Source organism: Leptolyngbya sp. FACHB-60, assembly GCF_014695775.1.
In the GTDB taxonomy this organism is placed as follows: Bacteria; Cyanobacteriota; Cyanobacteriia; order Phormidesmidales; family Phormidesmidaceae; genus Nodosilinea.
The window spans coordinates 166778-193596 of sequence record NZ_JACJOX010000050.1 but is presented as its reverse complement, the minus strand read 5'-3'; the positions used below and the strand labels follow the sequence as shown (position 1 = coordinate 193596).

The following is a 26819-nucleotide window of genomic DNA, read 5'->3' as shown; positions in this document are numbered from 1 at the left end:
CAACGTCTCAAACCTTGGCTTGAGGTGTTTGCTATTCCTGGATTGCGTCATGGCTTGTATCGGCTGATGAATTGCATGCATCAGTTTCGGGCTAGTCCACTAGCTATTCAGGTGAAAGTTGCCTGAACAATCCTTTTTGCTTAACGAAAGTGACTAAAGAGGGATTAGACCAAATCCGAATCACATGACCCCGATTCATCCTCTATACCCCGTAGGGGCATTGCACTGCAATGCCCTTACAGAGCGTTATACAGACAGGATTTGCTCAGACAATAGTTTTCCCTATGGTGGGAAGTGCCTTAGTTGATCGTCTTGCCTGGAAATCTCCTAACTGTTAAGGGCTGACCGGGCGAATGGGACCGTTATAGACGACTTGAAAGGTCCGATCAGGGTTTATCAGCACCTCCGTTTCAAAGGAGAAGGTGGGGTTGCCGTTGATATCCCTATCTTCGGGGCGAAAGCCCTTGAAGGTAAACTGTAGGGAACCATCCTCGTTAATCACCACGGGGGCATTTGCCGTGGGGCCATGCATAGCGGGCTCGGCCATGTAGTACCCCAACCCCCCATTGGCAGTCTCGGCGGCAGCGCGGGCTATGTTTCTGCCTCGCGTTAGGAAGAGTCGGTCTACTTCGCTCTGGGGCTGGGGACTGGCAGGGGCAGCGGGGGATTGGGCAGGGGTGCTGGTTGGGGAGAGGCTCACCACACTCAGGGCGAGGGCTAAAGCTAACCAATATCGCATCGCAGAATCTACTCAAGGACAGGACGATAGCTCATACGGTTTCCCTAAATTACGACTACATCCCTGGAGCAGAGGCTGAGGTAGGCGACCTCTAGAGAACCCGGTAGAACAGCAGGCAAAACTGCCGCAGCACCCCAACCAACTATAGCGATTCTGGGCGGAGAGCAGGACAGGTGGCGCGAACAACCCTTGGCCCACGGAAATACGTTATTCCCTTGGCATGTATTTCACCAAAGCTCTCATCACCTCGTGGGGTTGAAATTGCAGAGGGCGATCGCTGTTGGGAGCGCTGAGAAAGTCTGTCCACTCAAAGATTTCGGCAAAGCCGAGCTGGTGGAGGGCGACGACGATGGAACTCACAGAGCGCTTGCTGCCGATGACGAGGATTTTAACGGGTTCGCGATCGGGGTGGGGGTAGCTGTGGAGTTTGAGGGTGAGCTCGAGATGAACTGGCTCAGAGGATTCAGGGCTGAGGATGCGGGCACTGTAGCGAGCGGTGGGGGATTGGTCTTGCATAGTGCGTCAACAGGAACGATGACGAAATGATAGTCAACAAATCAGTTGTCGTCAACAGATCAGTTGTTTACGTGCTCTAAGCGGTCTGACACCATGAAGACATGGGAAAAGCAGGACATGTGCTCAGGCAAGTACTTGAGGAGTTTGAGGTAAGCCAGTACAGCCTGGCGGCGGCTCTCGATATTGAACGTAACAGTGTTTACCGATGGGCTAATGAGAAGAGCGATCCATCCGGCGAAACGATCGTAGAAATCGTCAGAGCGCTAAAAACCCTCAACCCCCCAGCTGCCAAAGCCTTCGTTGAACGCTATCTCCTCAACGAAATCTCGTAGGGTGGGCACTGCCCACCACCGACCTCAGCTACCAACAGGGAACCCTAAACCCGCTCCTTTCTGTCTATCTCCATGCCCGACTATCGCCGCGCCTACACCTTTTCGGTGGTTGTGGGGGAGGGGTTGGATGTGGGGGAGTAAGGGTTAAGCTTTTTCTACGTCTGACTTGTCGAAGCATCAACCTACGAAGGCTTACCGGTCACTCTTCCTCGTAGTTAACAATTCTTGGATATTTTTCAAAAATGCTAATTTTTCTCCAAAATCAGGATCTATCTCAACCACGAAAATCAATACTGAAAAAGCAAAAGATCCTATCAAAAGATAGTCCGTTGCGTCAGAAGAAATCTTTATAGGGGATAGCTCAAGCATCCAAAGTGTTAGAAAGGGTAGCGATATCCTAAAGAGGAGATTTATCCACCGCTTAGCCTGATTGATCAAAAAATCCTTAAGAGAAATGTCGGCACTAAGAAGCTGTTCTATCTTAGGTAAATCATGATAATTTCCAGATAAAATATTACTAAAGTCATTTTTCAACCTTAAAAAAAGAGCTTCCCTAGTATCAGACATAGGGCTATATACCCATGTTTGTAATGATTGAAAGCCATTAGCTATTTTCTTGAACTCTCTCACAAGCAAAGCTTTTTCGTGAATATTCCGAACACGAATTTTGCGTGGTAGTAAGTTTGAGAAGCAGAAAGTTATTCCCTCTAATGATCTTATGATATTATTTTTCACGACAATGCTTCCAAAATCAATAGAAGGCTCATCATTGAGCAATAAAATGAGTTGTCCAAGTTCTGAAACAATGATTGAGTCCGGAATGCTTCTTTTTAAGATTAAATCAGTCAAAGCAAATAAAAGTATCCCAAATAATATGGAAAGGATGAGGCCGATAAACATAAGGGTTCCTATGGCACCAGCCAAAACATATACACGACTAGTGAATGAAGGGTAGGTAGAAAATGCTATCCAGCTTCCCCATGCAGCAAGGAAAATCGCCATCAAAAAAAGAGTGATCAGGATTTTTGTCAGCCTTTCTTCAACAGGTTCTAAAGATCTAATTTTCTTTCTAGCTTGGCTTTTGTCAGCTTCCTGAGAATTTTTCTCCTTCTCTTCTAAAATGACAATTTCTTCAATGAAAAATTTCCAGATAAAATAAAACCATAAGAGTAAAAATACTGTGCCCCAGACAAATTCATGAGTACCAGCGAAGCTGTCTGAGTATGCGATCTGGCTTCCCCGCCGAATACCTTGTTGATATAATAAATATGTCAATTCATGCATGTAAAAGATCGTAGCTAAAGTAAACAATAAAATAATCAATAAGACTAGAATGGCAGCTTGAGATCCTAGCTTATTGGATAGCGAGATATATTTTTGATAGTGCTTCTTGAAGATAGCTTCTTCGTGCGAATTAATATTAATTACTCCGACCTCGATCAGTTTTCTTGCCATTGTTTCGGCTGCACTAAATCCTAATTTCCTTGCGCCAAATAAATCAATCTCTGTTCTCGTCAAAAATCTTACTGTTTTGATAAATAGAATATTTGGATCGAGAGGCATACTTTTTGATATAACTCCATTAAGTTGGGGTACAATTTTTGCTTATAGAAACTATTTTTTATAAAGTATCTATGTGCTGATCTGTGAGCTATCTCTCTTTCTCTTAGAGCCCATTTTTAGGGAACTCCTCACCATCCACCCTAGTGCCGTGTTAAAACTAAAATTTAGGGTTTGCATAGGTTGGGTGAAGCGCTAGCGGAACCCAACAAAGCTTACTACCGTTGGGTTTCACTCCGCTGCACCCAACTTACAAATTAAGGCTTTACAGACCACTAGGCCATTGACGAATCGATCATTCCGGAACCCAGGAAACGGTTGAATATGTGCCCCATCACCATATTCGACCTATCCCACCCAACCACCCGTACCTTGTAAAACGCACAGCACTGGTCAACAGCTTCATCACATTCCGCCAAAACGCCGGATTGCGAACAAAAATTTTGTTCAGGAATTGGAATAAAAACAGGGCTGGCGGGATTCGAACCCACGACCTGCCGCTTAGGAGGCGGCCGCTCTATCCTGCTGAGCTACAACCCCAGGTCTTTGGCCATTCTACACTCTGGCCTGGAGGTGGGGCTAAGCCCGAGTAAAGATCGCGCGGTGGACGGGCAAGCCCTGCTCTAGTGTGACGCGCTCGCGATCGGTTTGAGCCGGGAAGGGGCTTTGGGGCAGCCAGTCTTGGCCCTGGCGGAGAAAGTGGGGGTTTTCGGCAATGCGATCGCACATATCCACCGCCACCTCTTCCACATCCGACTGCACCACCAGTCGCCCGCCAGACGGCAAAAATTCCGCTATGGTGCTCACCAGCTCGGGTTGCAGCACCCGCCGCTTTTGGTGGCGCTTCTTAAACCACGGGTCAGGAAACTGAATAGACACCTGCTGCAAAGGATTGCGATCGCCCCAGCTTTCTAGCAGACCCCGCAGGGAAATGTTGACGTTGCAGTACATAAAATGCAGATTGGTCAGCCCCGTCTCTTGCTGGCGCTTTTGGGCCGATTCGACCACGGGCTTGCGAATTTCGAGACCCAAAAAATTCCACTCGGGCTGAAGCTGGGCCATTTGCAACAGAAACACGCCCTTGCCGCAGCCAATGTCGATGTGCAGCGGTTGCTGAGCGTTAGCAAACACCGTCTCCCAGGCAGGGACTTCGACCGGGGCCTGATACTTTCCGCTCAGGGGGTTAACGTGCTGACGCACCCGAACAACAGCCACGGCACTGACCTCTGACAAACCACAGCTCTCTATCATGCCACTTTGGTCTGGCAAATAGACAGAGTTGAGCAGCGGGGCGGCCCAACCGGAAAGCGGTTAATTCTAGAGATGCCGAGTTAGCTTGTCTACCGGATCTAGCGGCAAGGGGCTAGGCTGGTAAGGAATTCTGATTAATAAGTTTGTTTAGCTCCATGGGACAGCGTTTTCGCTTCGCGATCGTCAGCGACCCTCACATCGCCCGACCCGAGACAATTTACAATGGCCCCCACCGCTTTCATTTGGTCGAAGTCAGCATTCCGGGCATTGAGCAAATCTTTGACCACCTCGAAACGCTGGATTTAGATTTCTTGCTGCTGCCGGGCGACCTCACTCAGCACGGCGAATGGGTGAACCACCAGTGGCTGATCGATCGCCTCAAGCAGCTGCCCTTTCCGGCCTACGTGGTGCCAGGAAACCACGATGTGATTGCCCGCGATGCCAGCGATCGCGCCATTGGCCTCCACGACTTCCCCCGGCTGTACCAAGACTTTGGCTACACCGACGGCAAAACCCTCCACTACCAGCACGAAATTCTCCCCGGTGTGCGGCTGGTGACGCTAAACTCCAATGCCTTTGAGCCGAACGGCGAGCAGATTCGGGTGGGCTATGTAGATCAGGCGCAGCTCGACTGGCTAGAGGCCACCCTGGCAGAATACGCTGACGACTTAATCCTGGTCATGCTGCACCACAATGTCTTGGAGCACCTGCCGGGGCAGTCCAACAGTCCGCTGGGCCAGCGCTACATGGTGAGCAATGCCGAGGCGATCATCCAGCGGCTAGAGGCGGCGAAGGTGCGGCTGATGTTTACGGGCCACCTGCATGTGCAGGATGTAGCTCGCCGAGGCGACCTGTGCGAGGTGCTAACCGGGTCGCTGGTCAGCTACCCCCATCCCTACCGCATTGTGGAGATTGAGCACGGCGATGGGGAACTGCGCATGGAGGTGCGATCGCGCCGCCTCACCGCTGTTGAGCCCTGGGACGACTTACAGGCTATGTCGCATAAGTGGATGTGCGATCGCGCCGGGGGGTTTATGACCAAGTTTTTGGTCAGCCCGCCGGTGGGGCTAAAGCAGGCCGAGGCCGAGGCGATCGCCCCCAAGCTGCGGCATTTTTGGGCAGCGGTGGCCGACGGCGATACCCAACTCGACTTTTCGCACCTGCCGCCCGACGTGCAGGAGCGACTGGCCCACTTCAACTCGGTGGATAGCGACGGCAACCCCCAGGCGATCGACAACACCGCCACCCTGGTCTGGCCCGCTAAATAGAAGAAATCCCCGGCTTCTTTGAGAAACCGGGGATTTATGGCTAGTAAAAGCTGCCTTAGAACACGAAGTTCTCGGCGTTATTCAGCGCCACCGCATCCACACCCTGGAAGGTGATGAAGTTGGTGAACTGGGTACGGCCACCGCCCATGCGGTCTAGCTCAAGGGAGAGCTGGGTGCGGCTGCTGTTGCCCAGGCTGCGAATCTGCACCAGACCATCAGCCAGGGGGTTAGTGCCGGTGTAGCCAATGCTGGACAGCAGGTCCGTGAATACCAACTTGTCGGCACCCACCTCAAAGTCGGTGATGGTAGCACCCGTCTGGTTGGTGCTGGTATAGACAACCTGGTCGCGCCCGCTGCCGGTAGTAATTAGGTCGGGACCACCGCTGGCCAGAATGGTGTCATTGCGATCGCTGCCCACCAGCACATCTCGCTGGGGCGTACCCGTGATCACATTGGGAGCTTCGATGGTAAACCGGGCCAGCACCGGGTCGTGGTCGCTGGCCTGGAGGGATTCAGCAAACTCAGCGTTGACATGCACCGCATCGTACTCGGCAGTGGCAGCCAGGCTGTCGCTGACCAAAATGTGGTCGAGCGTTTGAGAATTGCCCTGAAAAATGTAGGAGTAGCGCTCGTCTGTGGGCAGGGTGTTGGTCAGGTTGGTCAGCCCAGCGCTCTCTAGCCCTGTCAACGGCGAGACAAACTCAAACTCGTTCAGGTCGCCCAGCACCACCACATTGGCGCTGGGGTCGTTACCCAACAGGCCGCTAACGTAGCCCTGCACGGCCTCCGACTGGGCCTGGCGCTCGTCGAGGGAGCCGTTGACCGAGGGGTCTTCCTGGAGTGCTTCGAAGGGTTGGGCTGTGCCCAAAATGGGGGCGCTGCCGCCCTTCGATGAGAAGTGATTATTCACCAGCGTCACGGTTTCGCCGTTGAACTCAAAGCCAGCGACCAGGGGCAGCCGGGCACCGGCAAAGGTTTCGCCCTGGGCCTGACTGCCAATGGTGGTCACTGATCCCTCTACCAAGCCAACCCGACTGGGGTCGTAGAGGTAGGCGGTGCGAATGTTGGCCCCCGGCTGGCCGCCGCTGGCGTTGTTGAGAATGAACGGATTGTCGATGAAGGCGTAGGTGGGGCCGCCCGCCGCCGCGATCGCATCCACCAGGGTTTGCAGGGTCACATCCGCCGCCGTTACCCCGTCGTTGGCACTGCCCGAGTTATCCTGCACCTCTTGCAGGGCAACAATGTCAGGGGCATTGAGATTTTTGACAATCTGCTGGGCGATCGCTGCAAACTGCCCATTGGCAATATCAGCGTCGCCATCGCCATCGTTGGGGTCGAGGTTGAGCACGTTGTAGCTAGCCACCGTGAGCTGGTCGCTGCCCCCGGTCAGGCCGCTGACCTCCGGTGCCAGGCCGCCCCGCTGAATCTGGCCGCCAAAGTCTTCGGTTGCCACAATCTCAAAGTTACCGAAGCCATAGCCTACTACCCCGGTCACATCGCCTAGGTTGTCGCCTACATTCACGTCGGGGAAGGCGAAGTCAAACACGCCGCTGTCAAACTGCACCTGCACCCGCTCGGGGTTAAAGTCGTCGGGGCTGATGTTGAGAGTGCCGCGATCGCTCAGGCCAGTAGCGCCAGCGCCGTCATCCACTACTGCAAAGATTTCGCCAAAGCCGTTGGTACCACTCACCACCCGCAGATTTTGGGCTGTTACTCGCATGCCCTCCAGCGACTCAAAGAAATCGATGCCGTCAGTGACGGGGTCAAAGCTGCCAAAAGCATCATCGTCGATGTTTTCGGTGGGGGGCACGCGATCGCCCTGGCCCAAAACCACCGCCGTAGGCAGCTCATTGCCGGTGCTGAGAGTCGTAATGGTGAGGCTACCGCCTAGCTGGGTGGTAGACAGGTTGCGGGTAGACGCACCGCCAGGGGTAAATTCAGACACGGTGCCAGTAACTTGAAGTTCATGGCCCACCGCCACGGTGGGGGCGCTGCCGGTGAAGACAAAAATTGCATCGGAGGTAGCAATGTTGCCGTCGCCCACGGCGTCTTGCAGGTAAAAGCCGTTGGTATCCACGGCGGTGACAATACCCATGGTCGATACCGCCTGCCCCACCAGCGCCGAGCTGTGCCCAGCCCCTTGAATGGTGTAAATTGCCGTCGGCTCTAAATCGCCACCGCCGTCACCGTCACCGTTACCGCCGCTGTTGACCGCCCCTTTGGTTGCGGTCAGGGGGCCAGTCCAGACCCCGTCAATCAGCTGTAACGATTGGCCAACGGGGGTGTCGCCATTTTCTGCCACGCCAATATCAACACTGGTGAGACCGTTGGCCGGGCCGCCCACCGCCGTGAACGAGCCCTCGTAGCTAAGAAATTCCAGCACATTGCCCTCGGCATCGACTAGGGCCACACCGTCGGGTGCTCCGTTCTGAAGGCCGTTGCTGGGAAAGTCGACCACGATCGTACCCTGGCCATTGCTCTGGTTAGCCACTACGCCGCTGAGGGCAATGGTGCCGTAGACTGTGCCCCCATTGCCGTTGTAGAGCACCAGGCTGTAGCCGGTTAAGTTGGTGCCCATGGGGGCCGCGATTTCGATAAATTCGCCGATGTCGGTGCCGACGTTGTCGTAATGCAGTTCGTTAATAAAAACTGAAGTTGCCATGAGAACCAATTACTCCCAAAAAACAGTTTTTAGCCGCACAAAATTGACCCCACAAAGTATGGAGTTTAGATTTCATCAGGGTTTCTACGCCTTCCAAACCCTTGGGTGCTCTGAACAGCAGAGCACGACAGACTGACCCGTAAAAGGCAAATTCAGGTCAGCCCAACAATAAACTTTGTCCCAGGCAAAGTTCCAATTAGCTATTCTCTAGGCAAGCATCGAGGCTCCAAAACTTGTTTCCAGAAACGTCATTAAGCGTGTCTGGAATGTCAGTGTTTTTACATAAACAGACTATCAGAGGGGCAGCGGCAGTCGGTAAAGGGCTGTTTAAAAGTGCTTTAAGCTACCGGGTCTTTGCACAAGCTTCATAAAGGCCCGGTGTATCGCCCCTAACCGGCGGCGGGGTGGTGCCCTCAGCACTTTAAAATAGAACGCTTGAGGGTAGGGAATTTTAGACGTTCAGCATGGCAGGAGAGCAGGCCTATGGCCGGAGTTAAACAGCCCACTTCCAACAGCTTCAAAAAGCTTCAGGGGTTTTTGCGATCGCGCGTTGGCCAAGCGATCGCCGACTACGGCATGATCCACGAGGGCGATCGCGTCATGGTCTGCGTCTCCGGTGGCAAAGACTCCCATGCCCTGCTCGATATCCTCCGCCACCTTCAGCGCAGCGCCCCGATTCACTTCGACCTTCTGGCGGTGAATCTCGATCAAAAGCAGCCCGGCTTCCCTGCCGAAGTGCTGCCGGAGTATTTTGAGGCGATCGGCGTGCCCTACCGCATTGTCGAGCAAGACACCTACAGCACCGTCAAGCGCGTGATCCCGGAAGGCAAAACTATGTGCAGCCTGTGCTCGCGTCTGCGCCGGGGCATTCTCTACCGGGTCGCTGCTGAAGAAGGGGCCACCAAAATTGCCCTCGGCCACCACCGCGATGACATGATCGAGACCCTGTTTCTCAATATGTTTCACGGCGGCAGGCTCAAGGCCATGCCCCCCAAGCTGCTGACCGACGATCGCCGCCACATCGTCATTCGGCCCCTGGCCTATTGCCCCGAGACCGACATCGCCCGCTACGCCCGCTACCGCGAGTTCCCGATCATTCCCTGCACGCTGTGTGGGTCGCAGGCCAACTTGCAAAGGGCACAGATCAAAGAGATGCTGCAAACTTGGGAAAAACAGTGGCCTGGTCGCACCGAGACCTTATTTCGCAGCCTGCAAAACATTGCCCCTTCACAACTCGCCGACCCCGCCCTATTTGACTTCGCTGGGTTAGAGTCAGCGCAGATTGTTCCGACCGGCAATGAAGACGGGGATGCGATCGGTACCGATTTAGAGGCTGAGTTTGACCCAGCCATGGCGCTCTTCGCCGATGGGCTGCCGCTACCCCTGGGCATTGGGGCAGGAGAACACCAAGGCACCTAGCCTACTGAGGCAGATACTTGCGATCGAGCACCTGCTCTTGAGTGAACGGACTCTCCATTGGAAAATTCTCTAGGCCAACCCCGGTTTCTGTAGCGGTTAAGTCGCGAGCCTCCTGGTAGCAGTCGGCCAAGATCTGCTCAAAATAAGGCCTCAGACTAGGGCTGGTGTCCAGCGCTTCCTGTAACCGGCGACGGTGCTCTTTGAGAGTAAACCGCCAGCTGTTAGAACGCTGCCCCGGCTGGTAGGTGTACTTGAGCAAATGCATCAGCACCACAATTAGGTTGCTGGTCAAAGCCTGTCTTTCGCTGCGCCCCATGTCGTTTAGTTCTTCGAGTAAGTTGGCAATATCTATCTCTGCAAGTCGCCCCGCTTTGAGCAGCTGACCTGTAGTGTCAAGCCACAGAGCGTAGTCTTGGTTGTAAAGATTGGCTAGCGAGCCAGCCAGAGCAGCAGTTTGAGGCGACATGGCGACAGCTGTAATAAAACCTGCACTGCCATTGTAAGAGAGAGCAGAGAACGATGCACCGGTAAGGCAGACAGCAGAGCAGCTGTCTCTAGGCACTAAAGTACTTCGCCGCCGGGTGATAGGCCACGATCGCCGTCGTCGACTGTTCAGGATGCAGCTGCTCGCTCTCATCAATGGTCAGACCAATCTGCTCAGCCTTAAGCAGCTCTAGCTGCACCGGCTGATCGTCCATATTGGGGCAGGCCGGGTAGCCAAAGCTATAGCGCGACCCCTGGTAGCGCTGCTGTAGCACTTCCCGCAAGGTGCCAGGCTCCAGCTCCCCAAAGCCCAGCTCGCGGCGAATGCGGGCGTGGCACCACTCGGCGATCGCCTCCGCTGTCTGCACCGACAGCCCGTAGTAGTAGAGGTAGTCGGTGTATCGGTCGTCTTTAAAGAGGCTCTGGGCAAACTCCGTGGCAATTTCACCCACCGTCACCGCCTGCATGGGAAACACGTCAAACTCGCCGGGCTTCGCCAATTCCTTCGGCAAGAAGAAGTCGGCAATGCATAGCCGCCGCAGCGATTTTTGCCGAGGGAAGGTGAAGGTGGCAACAGGCTCTGGTAGGGGTGAATGGCCATTCGCCCCTGCGTCAAGATCCACTACAGAGGGATCGTAGATGTGCAGAGAATTTCCCTCAGCCAAGCAGGGAAAATAGCCGTAGACCAGCTGAGGATGGAGCAGGCCTTCCGCCAGAATCCGCTGCTTCCAAGTAGCCAAAATCGGATGCACCGTCTCCTGCAAGAAGGCATCGTATTCTTCGCGGGATTGCTCCTGGGGTTTGCGGAACTGCCACTGACCAACGAATAGCGCCTGCAAATCGAGGTAGCCAAACACCTCCTCCAGGGAAATGTCCGCCGGGGTGAGCACGCGGGTGCCCCAGAAGGGGGGCTTGGGGCGCGCGATCGCGGGGTCTACGGCTTCGGAGCGAGTAGTGTCTTCGGGTGAGGAGATAAGGGGGTGAGGGGATGGAGAAGGAGTGTCAGACGTAATCTCAACTGTGGGAGCCTCTTTCTCCTCATCCCCCCCACTCCTCATCTCCTCATCCAAAAAGCCCTGTAAATCATCCCAGTTCCCCACCGCCTTCGCGGGCATCAGCTTATCCATAAAGTGCAGGTCAGAGAAGGCGTCCTTGCCGTAGACGACCTTGCCCTTGTAGGTTTTCTGACAGTCTTCGTGGACAAATTTGGGAGTTAGCGCCGCGCCGCCGAGAATGACGGGAACGGTGATGCCATCCTGGTTAAAGGTTTCCAGGTTGTCTTTCATGAAGGCGGTCGATTTGACCAGCAGGCCGCTCATGGCGATGCAGTCGGCATGGTGCTCGCGGTAGGCCTGGATGATCGCGTCCACGGGCTGTTTGATGCCCAGGTTAACTACCTTGTAGCCGTTGTTTGACAGGATAATATCAACCAGGTTTTTGCCGATGTCGTGCACATCGCCCTTGACCGTGGCGATGATGAAGGTGCCCTTGCCGGAGCCGTCGTTGTCGGATTTCTCCATGTAGGGTTCGAGGTAGGCGACAGCGGCTTTCATGGTCTGGGCCGATTGCAGCACAAAGGGCAGCTGCATTTGACCAGAGCCAAACAGTTCGCCGACGACCTTCATGCCGTCGAGCAAAAAGGTATTGATGATCTCCAGCGGCGGGTAGGTTTCGAGGGCTTTGGCCAGGGCGTCGTCGAGGCCGATGCGTTCGCCATCGATGATGTGCTGCTTGAGCTGCTCGTCAATGGGCAGATCTTTGGCGATCGCCTCCTTTTTCTTCAGGCTCTTGCCCTCAAACAGGGTGGTGAGCTTGGTCAACGGGTCGTAGGAGACAATGTCGCCGTCAAACTCGCGGCGATCGTAGATCAGGTCGCGGCAGATTTTTTGGTGGTCGGGGTCAATCTTCGCCAGAGGAAGAATCTTGGCGGCACTGACGATCGCCCCATCCAGCCCCATTTGCATGGCCTCGTGGAGAAACACCGAGTTGAGGGTGACGCGGGCCACGGGACTGAGGCCAAAGGAGACATTCGACACCCCCAGCATGATGTGGCTACCGGGCAGATTTTCACGAATCAGCCGGATGGATTCGAGGGTTTCGCGCCCGTTGACTCGGTCTTCTTCAATGCCCGTTGAGATCGGCAGAGCCAGAGTGTCGAAGAAAATTTCGTGGGCGGGAAGGCCATACTCCAGGGCATCGCGGTAGGCGCGCTGGGCTATTTGGAATTTCTTCTCGGCGCTGCGAGCCATGCCGTCTTCGTCGATGGTGCCGACGACGATACCGGCGCCGTATTTCTTCGCCAGCTCCAGCACTTTAAAGAAGCGCTCGTCGCCATCTTCGTAGTTGGTGGAGTTGAGAATGCACTTGCCCCCGGCCACCTTCAGGCCCGCCTCCATTTTCTGCCACTCGGTGGAGTCGAGCATCAGCGGCAGGGTGACGTTGGTGACCAGGCGCGACACCAGCTCGTGCATGTCGTGCTCGCCGTCGCGCCCCACGTAGTCCACGTTCACATCGAGTACGTGGGCACCCTCTTTCACCTGCGATCGCGCCAACGCCACCAGCCCATCCCAGTCCTCCGCGTTCAGCATCTCGCGGCACTTCTTGGAACCGCTGGCGTTGAGCCGTTCGCCCACGATCAAAAACGAGTTGTCTTGGTCGTAGGGCTGGGGGCTGTAGATCGAGGCGGCTGAAGGGGTGTAGTTGAGGGCGGGGCGAGGGGAAGGGGGGAAGGGTGGGAGGGTGGATGAGTGGGAGGGTGTAGCAGAAGCATTTACCCCGTTACCCATCGAGCCTTCCACCCATCCACCCCTAACGGGTCTCGGTTTTGGCCGTAGATCCCGCGCCAGCGCCGCCAACTGCGCAATGTGCTCAGGCCGGGTGCCGCAGCAGCCGCCAATTACCTGCACGCCCAGGTCTTCGATGAAGTGCATCAGCGACATCCGCAGCTCCATCGGGGTGAGGCGGTAGACGGCATTGCCGCCCACATTCTCAGGTAGGCCCGCATTGGGGATGCAGGAGATGACAAAGGGCGACTGCTCGGCCAGGTGACGCACGTGGTCTTTCATCAAGTCGGGGCCGGTGGCGCAGTTGAGCCCCAAAATGTCGATCGGGTAGGGTTCGAGGATCGCCAGCGCCGCCGCCATTTCTGTGCCGACGAGCATGGTGCCCTGCTGCTCCATGGTGACGGAGACCATGAGGGGTAGGCGCTTACCCGTGGCTGCGAAGGCTTCTTCAATGCCATTCAGAGCGGCTTTAATTTGCAGCACGTCCTGACAGGTTTCCACCAGCATCAGATCGACGCCACCGTCGATTAGCCCCTTGGCCTGATCGACGTAGGAATCTTTGAGGGTGTCGAAGTCGATGTGGCCAAGGGTGGGCAGCTTTGTGCCCGGCCCCATGGAACCAGCGACGAAGCGGGGTTTGTCAGGGGTGGAATATTCGTCCGCGACACGGCGAGCTAGGGCGGCGGCGGTTTTGTTGAGTTCGTAGGCTCTGTCGGCCAGGTCATACTCGGCTAGCACGATCGCAGTGCCACCAAAGGTATCGGTTTCAATCACGTCGGCACCGGCTTCGAGGAATCCTCGGTGGACGATCTCAACCGCCTTGGGGTTAGTAAAGACCAGGTATTCGTTGCAGCCTTCATACTCGGGGCCGCCAAAGTCGTCGGCGGTCAGGTTTTGCACCTGGAGGTTGGTGCCCATAGCACCGTCAAAAACCATCACCGGGCGATCGGAGCTGTGGAGGCGATCGAGAAAGGCGCTAGACATGGTGCGTTAGAAGGGGACTGCAACAGAGATCACCTATTATCAACCATTGCCCCCAAAGAACGCATCCGAAAACTAGCTTCCCAAGACTACAGGTCAAAGGGCCAGGCTCGTTTTTGGATCGGTTTTAAGCTGGGCGTTGCTTAACGCAAGTATGATTTGCCCCCTGCCCCCCAATCCTGGGGGGAGATAGAGTCTCAAGATCCCACAAAATTGGGGGGCAGGGGGGCAAGCAGAGTCTAAAGGTTTTGCCGGTTCATTTTTAGATTCAGCAACGCCTTAAGTTGGTAGGTATCCTTGGGCGCGAACTAACTAGCGTGGATCGACGGAGGGAGTCCGATCGACTAGGCGAATTTGGTTTTGCCGTTCGACCACGGTGACCAGCGGCAACGGTTTGCGAGCTGGCCCTCGCAGCACCCGTCCCTCAGCATCAAATTTCGAGCCGTGGCAAGGGCAGGCAAAGCGGTTTTGTTCAGCCTGCCAGATCACAGCGCAGCCTCGGTGGGGGCAGATGGGGCGCAGACCGTAGGAGGCAATTGCCGGCCCCTCCTCAATTACCAAATAGGTCACGCTGGGCAATCCCTGTACCGGCTGCGGAACTCCTGGCGTGGTGGTGGGCAAGAAGGTATCGACGGCGATCGCCTCACCCTCCGCATTCAACGCCTGCACCCCCGGCAAATAGTCGAGGCAGCGAGAATTCTGCGGAAACGTTGAGCACAGCTCCTCAAGGTCTTGGGCCGCCGCTGGCTGGGGCCGTGAGAAAACCATGGCGATCGCCCCTAGACTGCCCCCAGCCATATACCTGAGCAGACTCCGCCGACTAGGGTACTTGGGCTTAGATTGGGAATTTGAGGAATGGGCCATATTGTCTAAATCGCCTGTCAAATAGCTGTAGAAATCCTGAGAGCCGATCTATTCACTAGAGCCAGGCTAACGAACAATTCTCCTCTCAGCAAAGGACGGGGCAAGATTGTGCGCGGCCAGAAAAAACAGAAAAGATAAATTGATGTTGCCTGAGCACAGCATGGCGAATAATTTGGGTTGCACCCCCATCCAAGGGTTTCTTACTATATGCTTTGTCTGTAGTTACCTGGCATGATTTATCACCACAATGGGCAGACTCTCCACCCACGTTCTTGATACAGCCTTGGGTAAGCCCGCCGCCTCGCTGCGGCTCACAGTCTGGGCCATTAGCAATGAAGCCGACATTAAAACAGCGCTAAAAACTGTTGAAACTAACAGCGATGGTCGCACCGATGAGCCGCTGCTAGAGGGTGACGAGCTGCACAAAGGCACCTACGAAATCACCTTCGATGTGGCAGCTTATTTCGCCACAACGGGTGCAGCGCTTTCTGATCCTCCGTTTTTAGACCAAATACCGGTTCGGTTTACGATCGCTGACCCCAGCGGCAACTTTCACGTACCGCTGCTGGTGTCGCCTTGGTCTTACAGCACCTACCGGGGCAGCTAGGTCTGCTGGAGCGGAGCAGCACTGAGGTTAGAGGCTACAACGATGCGATCGCGGCCTTCGGCTTTGGCCCGGTAGAGGGCCGCATCGGCAGCCCGCAGCAGATCTTCAGGCTGCAATCGCTGCTCGGGCACGGCCGTAGCCACGCCAAAACTCAGACTGACGTAGGGACTGACCGGCGATTTTGGGTGGGCGATGGCGCGGGCTCGCAGGATGCTGCGCAGGCAGTTCAACAGGTGCAGCGCGCCTTCTAAGTCGGTTTTTGGCAGAACCAGCGCAAACTCTTCGCCGCCGTAGCGGGCGGCCAAATCCGCCGGTCGCCGAATTACGGTGTCGAGCACGCCTGCGATCGCCCGCAGACACTGATCCCCCGAAATGTGGCCGTAAGTGTCGTTGTAGGGCTTAAAGTAATCAACATCGCAGAGCACCACCGTCAGCGGAGTTTGTTCGCGGCGGCCGAGCTTCCACTCGTAGGCCAGCTTTTCGTCAAAGGCGCGCCGGTTGGGAATGCCGGTCAGACTATCCTGAACCGCCAGCTGCTGGAGGATTTCGTTGTCGGCCGCTAGTTGCTGCTCCAGCAACCGCTCTTGGGCCAGCATGGCGCTGAGCTTCAGCGACTGCTGTCGGGCGCGCAGCAGCGACTCTACCCGCAGCAGCAGCTCGGTCTGGTCGACGGGCATCGTAATCACATCGTCCACTTGCTGGCGCTGGGGTGGCGTCATCAAGGGCAGGTGGTGGCGCTTGAGCAGCAGCAAAAAGGGTAAAAACACCGGGCCAGCCGCCGCTCTCTGTTGGGCGATGTGTTCTCTACAGCGTCCCAAAAACGCGGTGTCAAAAATGCACAGGTCAAACGCTTGGCCCCACTTGAGCGCTACCGCTGACAAATCTTGCAGGCTATAAAACCGACTTAACAACGCTGACAAAAGCTGGCGATTTTGCTGATGGTCTACCCCTAGCAGCACGCGATACTGCCATTGATGCTCGGGATCTAGGAGAGACCCAACGAAGGGTGGCGAAACATCACGGCTCATTTTCGTGGGGCTTAATGAATTCAGGAACTCCACTCAAGATGCCCCGCAGCTGAGTTAGCGGCCGACCAACCTTGATGCCGTAGCGAGAAATTTCAAACTCCCGTAAAGTCTTCTCAAAATCGCTGAGGCGTTTCTTTAAAACGCCAATCGCTCGCCGCATTTGCCCCCGCATTTCTAGATAGCGCAGAAAAATAATGTTGTCGGCCAGGTAGGACACGCCCAGCTCCGTCGCTCTAAAGTCACCGGTAATCGACTCGACTTCGTTGGTGAGGATGGTGGTCACCCCGCGCCCTTTGAGGTACTGGCAAAGGCCGTGAATGTTGCGAATCAGGTCGTCTTCTTTGAAGGACAGCTTATAGCCCAGCACGCTGTCGATCATGATCAGCTGGGTGCCCGCCTTTTCCACTTCGAGGCGCACTTGGTGGGCAAATTCATCGGGGGAGTATAGCAATGGGTCAACTTTAAAGATCGCCAAGGTGCCCCGGTTGACCATCGCCCGCACCGGAATGTTGATGCCTTCACAGCGGTTGAGCAGGGTATCGACCGCCTCCTCAAACAGATAGACGACCGAGCGATCGCCTCGTCCCGCCGCCTCTTTGATGAATTGCAGCCCCAGGGTGGTTTTGCCCACGCCGCTGGGGCCAGAGATAATCGTCACCGTGCTGGTCTCAATGCCGCCGCTGAGTAGCTCGTCAATTTCAGGAATGCCCGCCGGGCAGAGGCGCGGCGCGGCGGTGGCTACCGGCTCGTCAACCGGCACCAGATGGGGAAAGACCACTAGGCCGCGATCGCTGATCCGCATTGAGTGGAGGCCCTTGCGAAATGTGCCGCCCCGCAGTTTAGACACCTGCACATGGCGGCCCTCCTCCTGCATTTGCAACGTGAGAATGCCGTCGCTAATAAACTGCAAATCCTCATCGGGGGCCTCCTGGCTGCTCTCAGAGGTAAACAGCACCGTGGCCCCCTGGTGGAGCAAAAAACGCAAAAACCCCACCACCTGCTGACGAAATTGATAGGCGTCAGTGGCCAGGTAGCGCAGCTGGGTCATCGAGTCGATAAATACCCGCTGGGGCTTGAGCGCGCTGACCTGCTCGACAATTCGCTCCGTCAGCGGCCCCTGCTCGACCTGGGCAGCCGCAAAAATGTCGTAACCCTGGTTTTGCACAAAAAAGTCGGCGTTAGGGCTCAAATCTAAGACATGCACCGCATCGACCGGAAAGCCGGACGCCGCGCCGTTGCGCCGCAGCTGTTCCATCGATTCTCCGAGGCTGATGAAGAGGCGCGGGGTGCCGTCGTCTAGGTTGGTGGTGAGAAAGTGCCACCCCAGGGTGGTTTTGCCGCAGCCCGGCCCACCTCTGGCCAAATAGGCCTGCCCCGCCGGAAACCCTCCCTCTAAAACTTCATCCAGTCCTTCAATTCCCGAGGAAAGTCGGTGATATTTTGACATCTTGGCCAAACTGCTCTCAAAGTTAACGCAAACGCGCAGCAATCCTCCGCTAGCACCGTCAGAGATCCGCCTAGCTCTTTATCCTGCCACCAAATTGGCTCGGCACTGCGCTGTTAAGAAAAACCGTTAACGTTTAGGCCGCTGAATAATCTGCTCCATGACCCGCTGTTTAGTTTTAGGGTCAATGCCGATCAGCCGCACATAGTCTTGGGCATAGTCGCCCAGGCAGCGCTCGAGGGCGGCGCTGGCGCTGGCGGCATCTTGGCTGGGCAGGGTGGGGCCGCTCTGCCAGGCGTTGGTTTGAAACCGCCGCTGATCGACATGCTCCAGGGCGAGACGATAGCCCTGGGAAAGGATGTTGTTGACCTGATCGCGCACCTCGGGGGGGAGGGTAGATGGGTGGGAGGGTGGATGGGTAGGAGGGTGGATGGGTGGGGGAGTGGGGGAGTGGGTGGACTGAGACGACTCGGGCATTGGGCACTGGGGGGAGTCGCCGTTGCCGTTGCTAGATGCCCTGACGGCATTGCCCCCGATAGTGTCCTCGGCGTCGGAGGGGGTGTCGTTGGGGTCGTAGGCCCGATAAAAGCTGCCATCAGGGGCTGAGGACGCACCACCCGACTGTAGAACGCGGTTGTATTCGTTGGCGAGGCGCATGTCGTCGACCCGACGCTGTTCGCGCACCAGGCGATCGCCCACCTCAATCAAATGCGAGATGCTAAAGTCGGGCCGGCGAAAGGTGGGCGGCGTGGTGGTGTTGACCACGCTGCGGGAGACATTTTCTAGCCCCACAGAATAGATAAAGTCGCGGATCTGCTCGTTGTAGATCTGGGCGCGCACGGCCCCAAAAAAGTCGATCGCCTGGGTCGGAAAGGTGTCTACCAGCAGGGTGACATCCTGGGGTGAGAGGTTGTCGGGTTCAAAGATGCCGCCGACAATGCCGATGCGATCGCTGCGATCGGGCTGCCAGTAGAACTTGTCCATACGCCCGTCGCGAATCAGCGGGGCGTAGAGGGTCGAGAGGTCGTTGCCGGTCATAATAATCGGCACCCGCTGAATCTCGTTTTCGTCGTAGCTGCCGGGGAGCTGAACATTGGTGGGGTTGTCAGCAATGTTCATCAGGGTGTTGTTCACCAGCTGGGTGTTGACGGTGTACTGCGTGAGGGCATCGAAGCGGCCCGCCCCAGCATCAATGTCATTGATCATCAGCACTGCCATTTTGCCCCGTACCCGCACCAGCTCAGCGGCTTCCCGGTAGCGCAGGCGAATCAGCCGAGCCGGGTCGCCCGCGTCGGGGCTCTCTAGCTCGCCACCAGATATGTGCACCACTTCAATGCCCATGCGCTCATACACCAGCTCGCACTGAAAGGTTTTGCCCTCCCCCTTGCGGCCGTGCACCCCCAGCAGCAAGGGAATTTTGACCTGCGGCAGCTTGAGGTAGTTTTTGGTGATGTGCACCGCCAGCTTTTCGAGAAAGCGGGGGGAGAGATAGTAGGTCATGGGGGTTGAATGCGGTGAGGTAGCAGGGATAGGGGTCTGACACCAGGCAGGAGCGATGATCCTTTAGGGCTGGTCTTTGACCACCGCTCTACACTTTGCAGAAAATTCCAGAAGTATCCATGTTTACATTATCCCGTAGCTTGGTACCGCGAATGGTTCAAAAGGCTGAAGGCTGCAATAAGCGATCGCTATCGTTAGGCCAAAGCAAACCCCTCAGCCTTCTATTGGAGGCTGAGGGGTTTGCTAACTACAGTGCAGCCACTCGGCTAGGTGACTGAACAGAGCTTTTATCGGCCTGACAGCACCAGGGGCTGGTTAAGGGTCAGGGTGAGATCTTGGCTGGGGTTGATAGCAATCACCTCGACCCGGTCACGGCCAAAGAGGCGGGCCAGGGTGGCTCCGGTAGCGGTTCCCGCTAAGACCTCTAGGGTGCCAACGCTCTGGTCGCCGGTGGTGCGAGAGATCGCCGCCGCTGCACCTGAGCCCAGCACCGCTCCAGCCAGGGTCTCGCCAAAGCTAGCCCCCCGGCGGATGGTTTCCGTCGTGGTCACGGTCTGCGAGGTGGCGTTGATCGCCAGTCGTTGACCGCCAGCGAGCACCAGTTCCTGGGCCACAAACTGGGAGCCGTTGCCGCTGGGGCGCAGTTCTCCCACCACCTGACTGCCCGCTGGCACCACGACGCGCCCGGTGCTATCAGTGATGGCCTGGGCCACCGTCAGGGTCAGAGCAGCAGTCTCATCGCGGAGCACGACGATTTTGTCGCTCTCTGCGTAGTTCGTGGTCATGGTTGTGCCCGCCGGTAGGCTATTCTGAGCCGCCACCTGCTGCCCCACAATGTAGGGAGAGTTGACCGTGGCTACCTGATTTTGGCTGGCCAGAGCCTGGTAGATGAAAGCCGCCACATCGGCCCGAGTTGCCGTTTGGTTGGGCCTTAACAGTTGCACATCGGGGTAGTTCACCACCAATCGCCGTTCTGTAGCCGCGGCCAGGCTGGCCACCGCATACTCAGGAATCGAGGAGGCATCCCGATAGACGCTAACGCTGGTCTGGTTGCTGGCGGTGTAGTTCAATCCATTAGCCAGAGAAACCAGCACCTGGGCCCGAGGGATATTCTGGTCGGGTTGGAAGATGTTGCCGGGATAGCCCGACAAGAAGCCCATCATATCGGCCTCACGAATTGCCGCAGCCGCCCAATAGTTGGCTGGCACATCGACAAAGGTGGTTGCAGTCCGCACAGAAGACTGGCTAAACGCCTGACGAACCATCGCGGCATACTGAGCGCGGGTCACTGGCTCATCGGGACGGAAGGTACCGTCTGGGAAACCAGCGATAACACCCCTGCTCGCCAAACTGGTAATGAACTGACGCGCCCAGTGATTAGCGGACACATCGACAAACTGGCTTTGAGTCTGGGTTTGAGCAACGACCGGAGCGGCTGTGAGCACTGGCGTAAAGGCACCTACGGTCAACCCTAGGGCTAACATCAGAGCAGTTCCAGACTTTAGACGAAAAGAATTAGACATATTTAAAAAACTCCAAAGATAACTAACATGCGGACACAGCTTAGTAAATTCGCCTCGGCAAATTCGTCTCAGCAGATTCGACTCAAGATGCTTTTGCGCACCTCTCTTCGTGGTAAACAGAGCATTTGTCTGTCGTCCTCACTCTGTCTATCTGGCTTTAAGAACTGCTTTTTGCCTTTTAAGAAGTAGGGAAGTCAGCCAAAGTAAGTTTCTATATAGCAATAGGTAACTGCATGGCTTTAGTGACTCTTGCTTTAAAGACGAACAGATAATTGTGTCTCGCTTTCCTTAATCTAAAGCTGCTTTGGACAATGTGGCGAATAGTCTTTCCGCTATTTCAACTGTCACATTAGAAAGCTTTTCTAATGTGACAGTTGCCTGGCTTCGGGCGAGTGATCGGTAGTTGACTCATAACTCCGCCAAAAGTTCCGGCTACTTAATTGACAATAATTCAGGTCTAACATTTTGTTTGGCGAGGCCTCAGCCAGAGGCTGTTTGCAATCAGGATCGGTTGTAACCTTTACCCCCTGAGCCCCTTTGGGCTTAAGAGGACGTTTGGGCTCACTATCCTCACTCAAGCAAGATACCGAGGCCTTTTGCTACCCAAGGCTGGACGTTGCGATGCTCTCTGAGTGAGGACGCAGCTTAGAAATCGTGAGGAACCGCAGGGGCTGTCTACTGATCTGGCTAGTTTTGTGGTGCTGCGGGCAGAACAGTCTTAAACAGCTGGAGCACCTGCTCCCAGGCGTCGCTGGCGGCTTCGGGGTGGTAGCTATAGCGCTGGTCGCAGAAAAAGCCGTGCTCGGCACCGGGGTAGCGAAAGATTTGGTAGGGCACGCCATGGTCTTTTAATGCCGCTTCGATTTGATCGACCTCGTCAGCCGCAATTAAGGAATCTTTTTCGCCGAAGAAACCGTAGAGGGTGCCCTCAATCTCGGCGGTGCGGCTGAGGGTGGGTTCACTGCCGCCGGGGGTCATAGTGGCAATACCCGCCCCATAGAAGGAAGCGGTGGCCTTGACCTGCGGCAGAGTGGCGGCCAGGTAGGCAACATGGCCGCCAAAACAAAAGCCGATGCAGCCGACACCCTCAGGGATGACATTGGCTTTGCTGTAAAGGTAGGCGATCGCCCCCTGCACATCCGCCAACAATTCTTCTGCCTTCGTGCCCTGCTTGTAGCTGCGGCCCAGCTCTAGCTCCTCTTTGGTGTAGCCCACCTCAAAGCCAGGGGCCTGGCGGTGGTAAATGTGAGGGGCGATGGCCACGTAGCCCTCCCTGGCCAGCCGTTCGGTCACCTCACGAATGTGGCTGTTGACCCCAAACACCTCTTGAATCACGACAATGGCCCCGAATCGGCCCGGGCTAGAGGGCTCGGCTAGGTAGGCCAAAATCTCGGTGTCGCCGCTGGAGATAGAGATAGTTTCGGTACGCACTAGGGACGGCATGACGAGTTGTCGTTGTCTATACTGATCACTCTTACTTTAACGTTGGCCCTAGCTCTAGGTAGAGAGGGCTACAATTGTCAAAAAACATTGCGGCAGGTGGGGGTCGCTAACAAAATCCAGCGACTTTTTTAGAATCGTCCTAAATTGTCAGTACGGTCGGTGTATTTAGTTCTCAGTGGCCCTGATGTTGGTCTGACCTTACTGGGTTGATCGCAGAATGGGCATGATGGTTTGTCTGACAACAGCCTGGAGGTGGTTTGGTGGTGCAGTTTCACATTCAGCCCGATAGCGAGATTCCGGCGTCGACCCAACTCTACGACCAGATCTGGTTTGCGATCGCATCCCGGCAGTACCCGCCCGGCTATCGGCTGCCCAGCACCCGGCAGCTAGCCATGCAGACAGGGCTGCACCGCAACACTATCAGCAAGGTCTACCGCCAGCTCGAAGACGCCGGAGTGGTCGAGGCTATGCCCGGTTCTGGCATCTACGTGCGCGAGCAAAACAGCACCGACAGCGCCCGCCCCCAGACGGTGCTGTGGGCCGAGTTTCCCCAGGCCCGCGATGTGGTCGAAACCGGGCTGGACGAGCTGCTGCGCCAGGGCTGCTCGCTAAACCAGGCGCGCGAGCTATTTTTGGCTGAAATTGACTGGCGGCTGCGCTGTAGCGCTCGGGTGCTGGTGACGGCCCCCGGCCAAGACATTGGTGCCGGTCAGCTAATGGTGCGTGAGCTAGAGAGCGCGCTGCACATTCCGGTGCAGCTGGTGCCCCTCGAAGAACTCGACACGATTTTGGCCCAGACTCGCTCGGGCACGGTGGTGACCAGCCGCTACTTCATTAGTGAAGCTGAGGCGATCGCGGCCCCCAAGTCGGTGCGCGTCATCCCGGTCGATATCTATGACTATAAAAAAGAGCTGGGCCTGCTGAAGGACTTGCCCAAGGGCACCTGCCTGGGCATGGTCAGCGTCAGCACCGGCATTTTGCGGGCGGCGGAGGTGATTAGCTACAGCCTGCGGGGCGATGAAATTTTGCTGATGTCGGCCCAGACCGACGACCCCTACAAGCTCAGCGCCGTGATCCACAGCGCCCAGACCATTGTGGTGTTTGACGAGGCGAGTTTGCCCACGGTCAAAGAAGCGATCGCCGAAGCCCGCGAAGACCTGATTCGTCCGCCCAAGCTGATCGTCTGTGACAACTACATTGGCGAAAAGTCGATCAACTTGCTCAAGCGCGAGCTGGGGCTAGATTAAGATCGGTACATTGACTCATTGCCGCATGGCTCTCTGCCGTCCCTAGCCTGGAGCCGCTCATTGAGCCAAGACCGTAAGAGCCTGAAGCCCATCAAGGGGCCAATCGCGCCCTGCGCCGACGGCTAAATCTGAAGGGAGAGTTGGCCCTGGCGATCGCCCCAACGGCGGTGATTTTAGCAGTTTTGGCGCTGGTCGAAGCGCTCAGCCAGCAGCGGCTGCTGTTTGCCTCCTTGGCCTCCAGCGCTTTTTTGATCTACCTTGACCCGCAACACGGCACTAATTCGGTGCGCACACTGCTGATTTCGCAGCTGATAGCGGCGAGCCTAGGTTTTGTCACCTACACAACGGTGGGTGTGGGCTACCTGTCGGGCGGCTTGGCGATGGTGATTACCATCGTGCTGATGATTTTGCTGGATGTGGTTCACCCGCCTGCAGTGGCGACGTCGCTGAGCTTTGCGCTGCGATCGGGTAACGAGAGTAACCTGCTTTTATTTGGCCTGGCGGTGGGCATTACCGCCACGCTGGTCATGCTCGAAAAGCTGTTGCTGTGGGTGCTGGCCCGCCACAGTTCTTAGCGTTCTACCGAGCGCGATCGCTTTGGATGCTACCACCTTGCTCAGCCGTCTTGTCCGGTGAACGGTACAAGGCTCAAGGTTTTAGGTATACGGCTTGCCTGGAACCGTACACCCAAAACCTTGAACCCTGAACCCCACAAACGTATCCCCTCTGGCCTAACCGGCGACTAGCCCTTCAGTCGATGCCAAGACCGCTGACCATCCTCAGGATAGAGAGCGTGATTGAACGATTTCTACCCGTGGATTTGTCATGCGCCAACTGTTGATTCAAGTGCCCAGCGGCAGCGGTAAGACCGTGCTGCAAAAGGCCCAGGCCTGCCAGGGCACCAACCTGACTCAGTGGCAGACCCTCGGCGAGACTCCCCAGGACACGGTGCTGGTGCATGTGTCCAATCAGCAGGTAGAGCCTCTGCTAGAGGCGCTTCAAGACCTGCGCGAGCTAAAGATTACGCTAGTGCCCACTGGGGTAATGGCTTTGCATCCCCCAGCCGATCAAGCGGCGGAGCAGGTCACCCAGGTGGAGGAACGCAGCCCGATCGAGATTTTCCTGGCCGGGCTGCAAAGCGTTGGTTCCTGGAAAGGGTTTTTGAGCTATGCCGCGATCGCAGGCATCATTGTCTGGATTGGGCTGTTTACGAATACTAACTACCTGCTGGTAGCGGCGATGCTCATCGCTCCCTTTGCCGGGCCAGCCATGAATACGGCGATCGCCTCGGCTCGGGGCGATCGCCACCTGATTGGTCGCAGCGTGCTGCGCTACTTTACCGCCCTGCTGGTCACCATTGGGGTGGCGGCCTTGCTCAGCCTGATATTTCGGCAGCAGATTGCGACGCCGCTGATGATCGATAACAGCCAGGTTTCTGCGGTGGCGGTGCTGCTGCCCCTAGCGGCGGGGGCGGCGGGGGCCGTCAACCTGGTGCAGTCGGAGCGCAGCAGCCTGGTTTCGGGCACAGCCACGGGCATGTTGGTAGCGGCCTCGCTGGCCCCCCCAGCGGGCATTATCGGCATGTCTATAGCCATTGGCCGCTGGGATCTGGTTGTCAACGGGGTGTTTTTGCTGCTGCTACAGCTCAGCGGCATCAACCTGTCGGCAGCGATTTTGTTCCGCACCTATGGGCTATCAACTAAAGGGGCACGCTACCAGCGGGGCCAGCGCGGGGTGTTTCCGGTGGCACTGGGGGCCAGCGCGATCGCGATCGCCGCCCTGCTCACCTGGCAGTTGTCAAACCCGCCTAGTTTAGAGCGCTCCAGTCGCGCTCAGCGGGCCAATGCCGAAGTGCAAACCGTCATTAAACGGTTTCCCCAGGTCAAGTTGGTAGAGTCAACGGCGCGGTTTACTCAAGCCACCATTGCGGGCCAAAACACGCTGCTGTCGGAGGTCTATGTGCAGCGCCAGCCCGGCCATGATGATTCTGACGCAGCGATTCAAGCGGAGCTGACTGAGGCAATTCAGGCTCACTTGCTCGACCAGGGGTTTGACGTGACGCCGCTGGTCAGTATCAACGTGCTCGAAGCCCCCAGGTCAGCCGACTAACCCGTCGAAGGTGGAGGCCCGCGCTGTCGCTCATATTAGAGAGTGCAAATTTGTAAGCTAGTAGGGAAGTAAAAAGCATGAAATATCGTTTTCCTTGGATCATTAGTTTGGCTGTGGCTGCTGTGGTGCTTGTACAGCCTGTCTTAGCTGAAATGCCCTCCAGGATTAATACGTTTCAACCAAATGAGCAAGCAGAAGCCCTAGAGACTAATCTTTTTGCAAGCAATGATCAGCCTTTGAATGATACGGAGGCGAAAGAGCGACCTGACTGGGGCAGTTTCTTTGACGATTTTGACGCTCATGGCACGATTGTCATATCAGATCAGCGCCAAGATACCCAATCGGTGTGGGTTTATAACCAGGAGCGTGCCAACAGGCGATACTCACCAGCATCAACATTCAAAATTCCTCACGCACTCTTTGCGCTTGAGGCTGGCGTCGTTCAAGATGAGTTTCAAGTCTTTGAGTGGGATGGTGTAGAAAGAAGCTTTGCGCCTCACAACCAGGACCAGGATCTACGTTCTTCGATGCGAAATTCAGCTGTCTGGGTTTATGAAATTTTTGCCAACGAGATTGGTGAAGAACAGGCAAGAAATTACCTAACGCAAATTGATTATGGAAACGCAGACCCGAGAACAAATGAGGGCGCTTATTGGATTGACGGTGAGCTAGAGATCTCTGCACACGAACAGATCGCTTTTTTGCAAAAGCTATATCGAAACGAACTGCCTTTCAGTATTGAGCATCAGCGGTTAGTGAAAGACATCATGATCGTGGAAGCTAACCGCGATTGGATTCTCCGCGCTAAGACCGGCTGGGAAGGCCGATGGGCTTGGTGGGTGGGCTGGGTTGAATGGCCAACAGGTCCAGTATTTTTTGCCCTAAACATAGATACACCTAACCGTCTGGATGATCTATATAAGCGAGAGGAAATTACACGTGCTATCTTGCAGTCTATCAATGCATTGCCGCCTGAGGACGAAGCATTAAGCCGCCGATAGCTTTGCAAAAAATGGGACTGTGCGATCGCAACCGGACATTACACTGCTAGTCAGTATCA

General features: G+C 56.0%; 21 protein-coding genes and 1 tRNA gene. 8 read left to right on the top strand and 14 right to left on the bottom strand.

What is annotated here, in order from left to right:
* Positions 1–334: 334 nt before the first annotated feature.
* Both H6F57_RS19985 and H6F57_RS19980 read right to left on the bottom strand, forming a co-directional pair.
* Complete coding sequence (locus tag H6F57_RS19985) at positions 335–739, bottom strand: hypothetical protein (RefSeq protein ID WP_190626862.1); 405 nt, start codon at positions 737–739, stop codon at positions 335–337.
* Between the two features lie 207 nt (positions 740–946).
* Positions 947–1255, bottom strand: a complete 309-nt coding sequence (locus H6F57_RS19980) for a hypothetical protein (protein WP_190626860.1) — start codon at positions 1253–1255, stop codon at positions 947–949.
* Positions 1256–1356: 101 nt separating this feature from the next.
* On the opposite strand from H6F57_RS19980, the gene H6F57_RS19975 reads away from it, so the two are divergent.
* Positions 1357–1587, top strand: a complete 231-nt coding sequence (locus H6F57_RS19975; protein WP_190626859.1) for a helix-turn-helix transcriptional regulator — start codon at positions 1357–1359, stop codon at positions 1585–1587.
* A gap of 192 nt (positions 1588–1779) precedes the next feature.
* Here the strand turns inward: H6F57_RS19975 and H6F57_RS19970 are convergent, their stop codons facing one another.
* The 3 genes from H6F57_RS19970 to trmB all read right to left on the bottom strand — a co-directional run bounded on the left by H6F57_RS19970 (position 1780) and on the right by trmB (position 4362).
* Complete coding sequence (locus tag H6F57_RS19970; RefSeq protein WP_190626857.1) at positions 1780–3150, bottom strand: hypothetical protein; 1371 nt, start codon at positions 3148–3150, stop codon at positions 1780–1782.
* A gap of 463 nt (positions 3151–3613) precedes the next feature.
* Positions 3614–3687 (bottom strand) — tRNA-Arg (locus H6F57_RS19965).
* A 39-nt stretch (positions 3688–3726) separates the two neighbouring features.
* A complete protein-coding gene (gene trmB, locus H6F57_RS19960) occupies positions 3727–4362 on the bottom strand; it encodes a tRNA (guanosine(46)-N7)-methyltransferase TrmB (protein ID WP_313933588.1) in 636 nt (211 codons plus the stop codon).
* A 191-nt stretch (positions 4363–4553) separates the two neighbouring features.
* Between trmB and H6F57_RS19955 the strand changes: the two genes are divergently transcribed.
* On the top strand, positions 4554–5666 hold the full coding sequence (locus tag H6F57_RS19955; RefSeq protein ID WP_190626853.1) for a metallophosphoesterase: 1113 nt from the start codon (positions 4554–4556) through the stop codon (positions 5664–5666).
* 55 nt (positions 5667–5721) lie between these two features.
* On the opposite strand, the gene H6F57_RS19950 is transcribed toward H6F57_RS19955, so the two are convergent.
* Complete coding sequence (locus H6F57_RS19950) at positions 5722–8328, bottom strand: endonuclease/exonuclease/phosphatase family protein (RefSeq protein ID WP_190626852.1); 2607 nt, start codon at positions 8326–8328, stop codon at positions 5722–5724.
* A 483-nt stretch (positions 8329–8811) separates the two neighbouring features.
* On the opposite strand from H6F57_RS19950, the gene ttcA reads away from it, so the two are divergent.
* A complete protein-coding gene (gene ttcA / locus H6F57_RS19945) occupies positions 8812–9747 on the top strand; it encodes a tRNA 2-thiocytidine(32) synthetase TtcA (protein ID WP_190626850.1) in 936 nt (311 codons plus the stop codon).
* 1 nt (position 9748) lies between these two features.
* Here the strand turns inward: ttcA and H6F57_RS19940 are convergent, their stop codons facing one another.
* The 3 genes from H6F57_RS19940 to H6F57_RS19930 form a co-directional block, all read right to left on the bottom strand.
* Entirely contained in the window at positions 9749–10213 is a 465-nt protein-coding gene (locus tag H6F57_RS19940) for a DUF29 domain-containing protein (RefSeq protein WP_190626848.1), read from the bottom strand.
* Between the two features lie 88 nt (positions 10214–10301).
* The gene (metH, locus tag H6F57_RS19935; protein ID WP_190626847.1) at positions 10302–13997 is read right to left on the bottom strand and encodes a methionine synthase; all 3696 of its coding nucleotides are present in this window, start codon (positions 13995–13997) and stop codon (positions 10302–10304) included.
* 309 nt (positions 13998–14306) lie between these two features.
* Positions 14307–14858 (bottom strand): Rieske 2Fe-2S domain-containing protein, encoded by a 552-nt coding sequence (locus tag H6F57_RS19930; protein ID WP_190626845.1) that lies wholly within the window; start codon positions 14856–14858, stop codon positions 14307–14309.
* A 247-nt stretch (positions 14859–15105) separates the two neighbouring features.
* Between H6F57_RS19930 and uraH the strand changes: the two genes are divergently transcribed.
* Positions 15106–15465 (top strand): hydroxyisourate hydrolase, encoded by a 360-nt coding sequence (gene uraH, locus H6F57_RS19925; protein ID WP_190626844.1) that lies wholly within the window; start codon positions 15106–15108, stop codon positions 15463–15465.
* Here the strand turns inward: uraH and H6F57_RS19920 are convergent.
* The 5 genes from H6F57_RS19920 to H6F57_RS19900 all read right to left on the bottom strand — a co-directional run bounded on the left by H6F57_RS19920 (position 15462) and on the right by H6F57_RS19900 (position 22403).
* On the bottom strand, positions 15462–16493 hold the full coding sequence (locus H6F57_RS19920) for a diguanylate cyclase (protein ID WP_190626841.1): 1032 nt from the start codon (positions 16491–16493) through the stop codon (positions 15462–15464). The genes uraH and H6F57_RS19920 overlap by 4 nt on opposite strands.
* The gene (locus H6F57_RS19915; protein WP_190626840.1) at positions 16483–17940 is read right to left on the bottom strand and encodes an ATPase domain-containing protein; all 1458 of its coding nucleotides are present in this window, start codon (positions 17938–17940) and stop codon (positions 16483–16485) included. Before H6F57_RS19915 ends, H6F57_RS19920 begins: the two co-directional genes overlap by 11 nt.
* Before the next feature lie 126 nt (positions 17941–18066).
* Positions 18067–19437, bottom strand: coding sequence for a ribulose bisphosphate carboxylase small subunit (locus H6F57_RS19910; protein ID WP_190626838.1), 1371 nt, complete (start codon positions 19435–19437; stop codon positions 18067–18069).
* A gap of 287 nt (positions 19438–19724) precedes the next feature.
* Positions 19725–20960, bottom strand: coding sequence for an S-layer homology domain-containing protein (locus H6F57_RS19905; protein ID WP_190626836.1), 1236 nt, complete (start codon positions 20958–20960; stop codon positions 19725–19727).
* A 687-nt stretch (positions 20961–21647) separates the two neighbouring features.
* Entirely contained in the window at positions 21648–22403 is a 756-nt protein-coding gene (locus H6F57_RS19900) for a dienelactone hydrolase family protein (RefSeq protein WP_190626834.1), read from the bottom strand.
* A gap of 260 nt (positions 22404–22663) precedes the next feature.
* Here H6F57_RS19900 and H6F57_RS19895 point away from each other — a divergent pair, with 260 nt between their 5' ends.
* The 4 genes from H6F57_RS19895 to blaOXA all read left to right on the top strand — a co-directional run bounded on the left by H6F57_RS19895 (position 22664) and on the right by blaOXA (position 26760).
* The gene (locus H6F57_RS19895) at positions 22664–23650 is read left to right on the top strand and encodes a GntR family transcriptional regulator (protein ID WP_190626832.1); all 987 of its coding nucleotides are present in this window, start codon (positions 22664–22666) and stop codon (positions 23648–23650) included.
* 140 nt (positions 23651–23790) lie between these two features.
* Positions 23791–24225 carry an HPP family protein gene (locus H6F57_RS19890; RefSeq protein ID WP_199289690.1) on the top strand — a complete coding sequence of 145 codons (435 nt, stop codon included), beginning with the start codon at positions 23791–23793 and terminating at the stop codon, positions 24223–24225.
* Between the two features lie 250 nt (positions 24226–24475).
* Positions 24476–25759, top strand: coding sequence for a DUF389 domain-containing protein (locus H6F57_RS19885; RefSeq protein ID WP_190626830.1), 1284 nt, complete (start codon positions 24476–24478; stop codon positions 25757–25759).
* Between the two features lie 77 nt (positions 25760–25836).
* Complete coding sequence (gene blaOXA / locus H6F57_RS19880) at positions 25837–26760, top strand: class D beta-lactamase (RefSeq protein WP_190626829.1); 924 nt, start codon at positions 25837–25839, stop codon at positions 26758–26760.
* Positions 26761–26819: the final 59 nt, after the last annotated feature.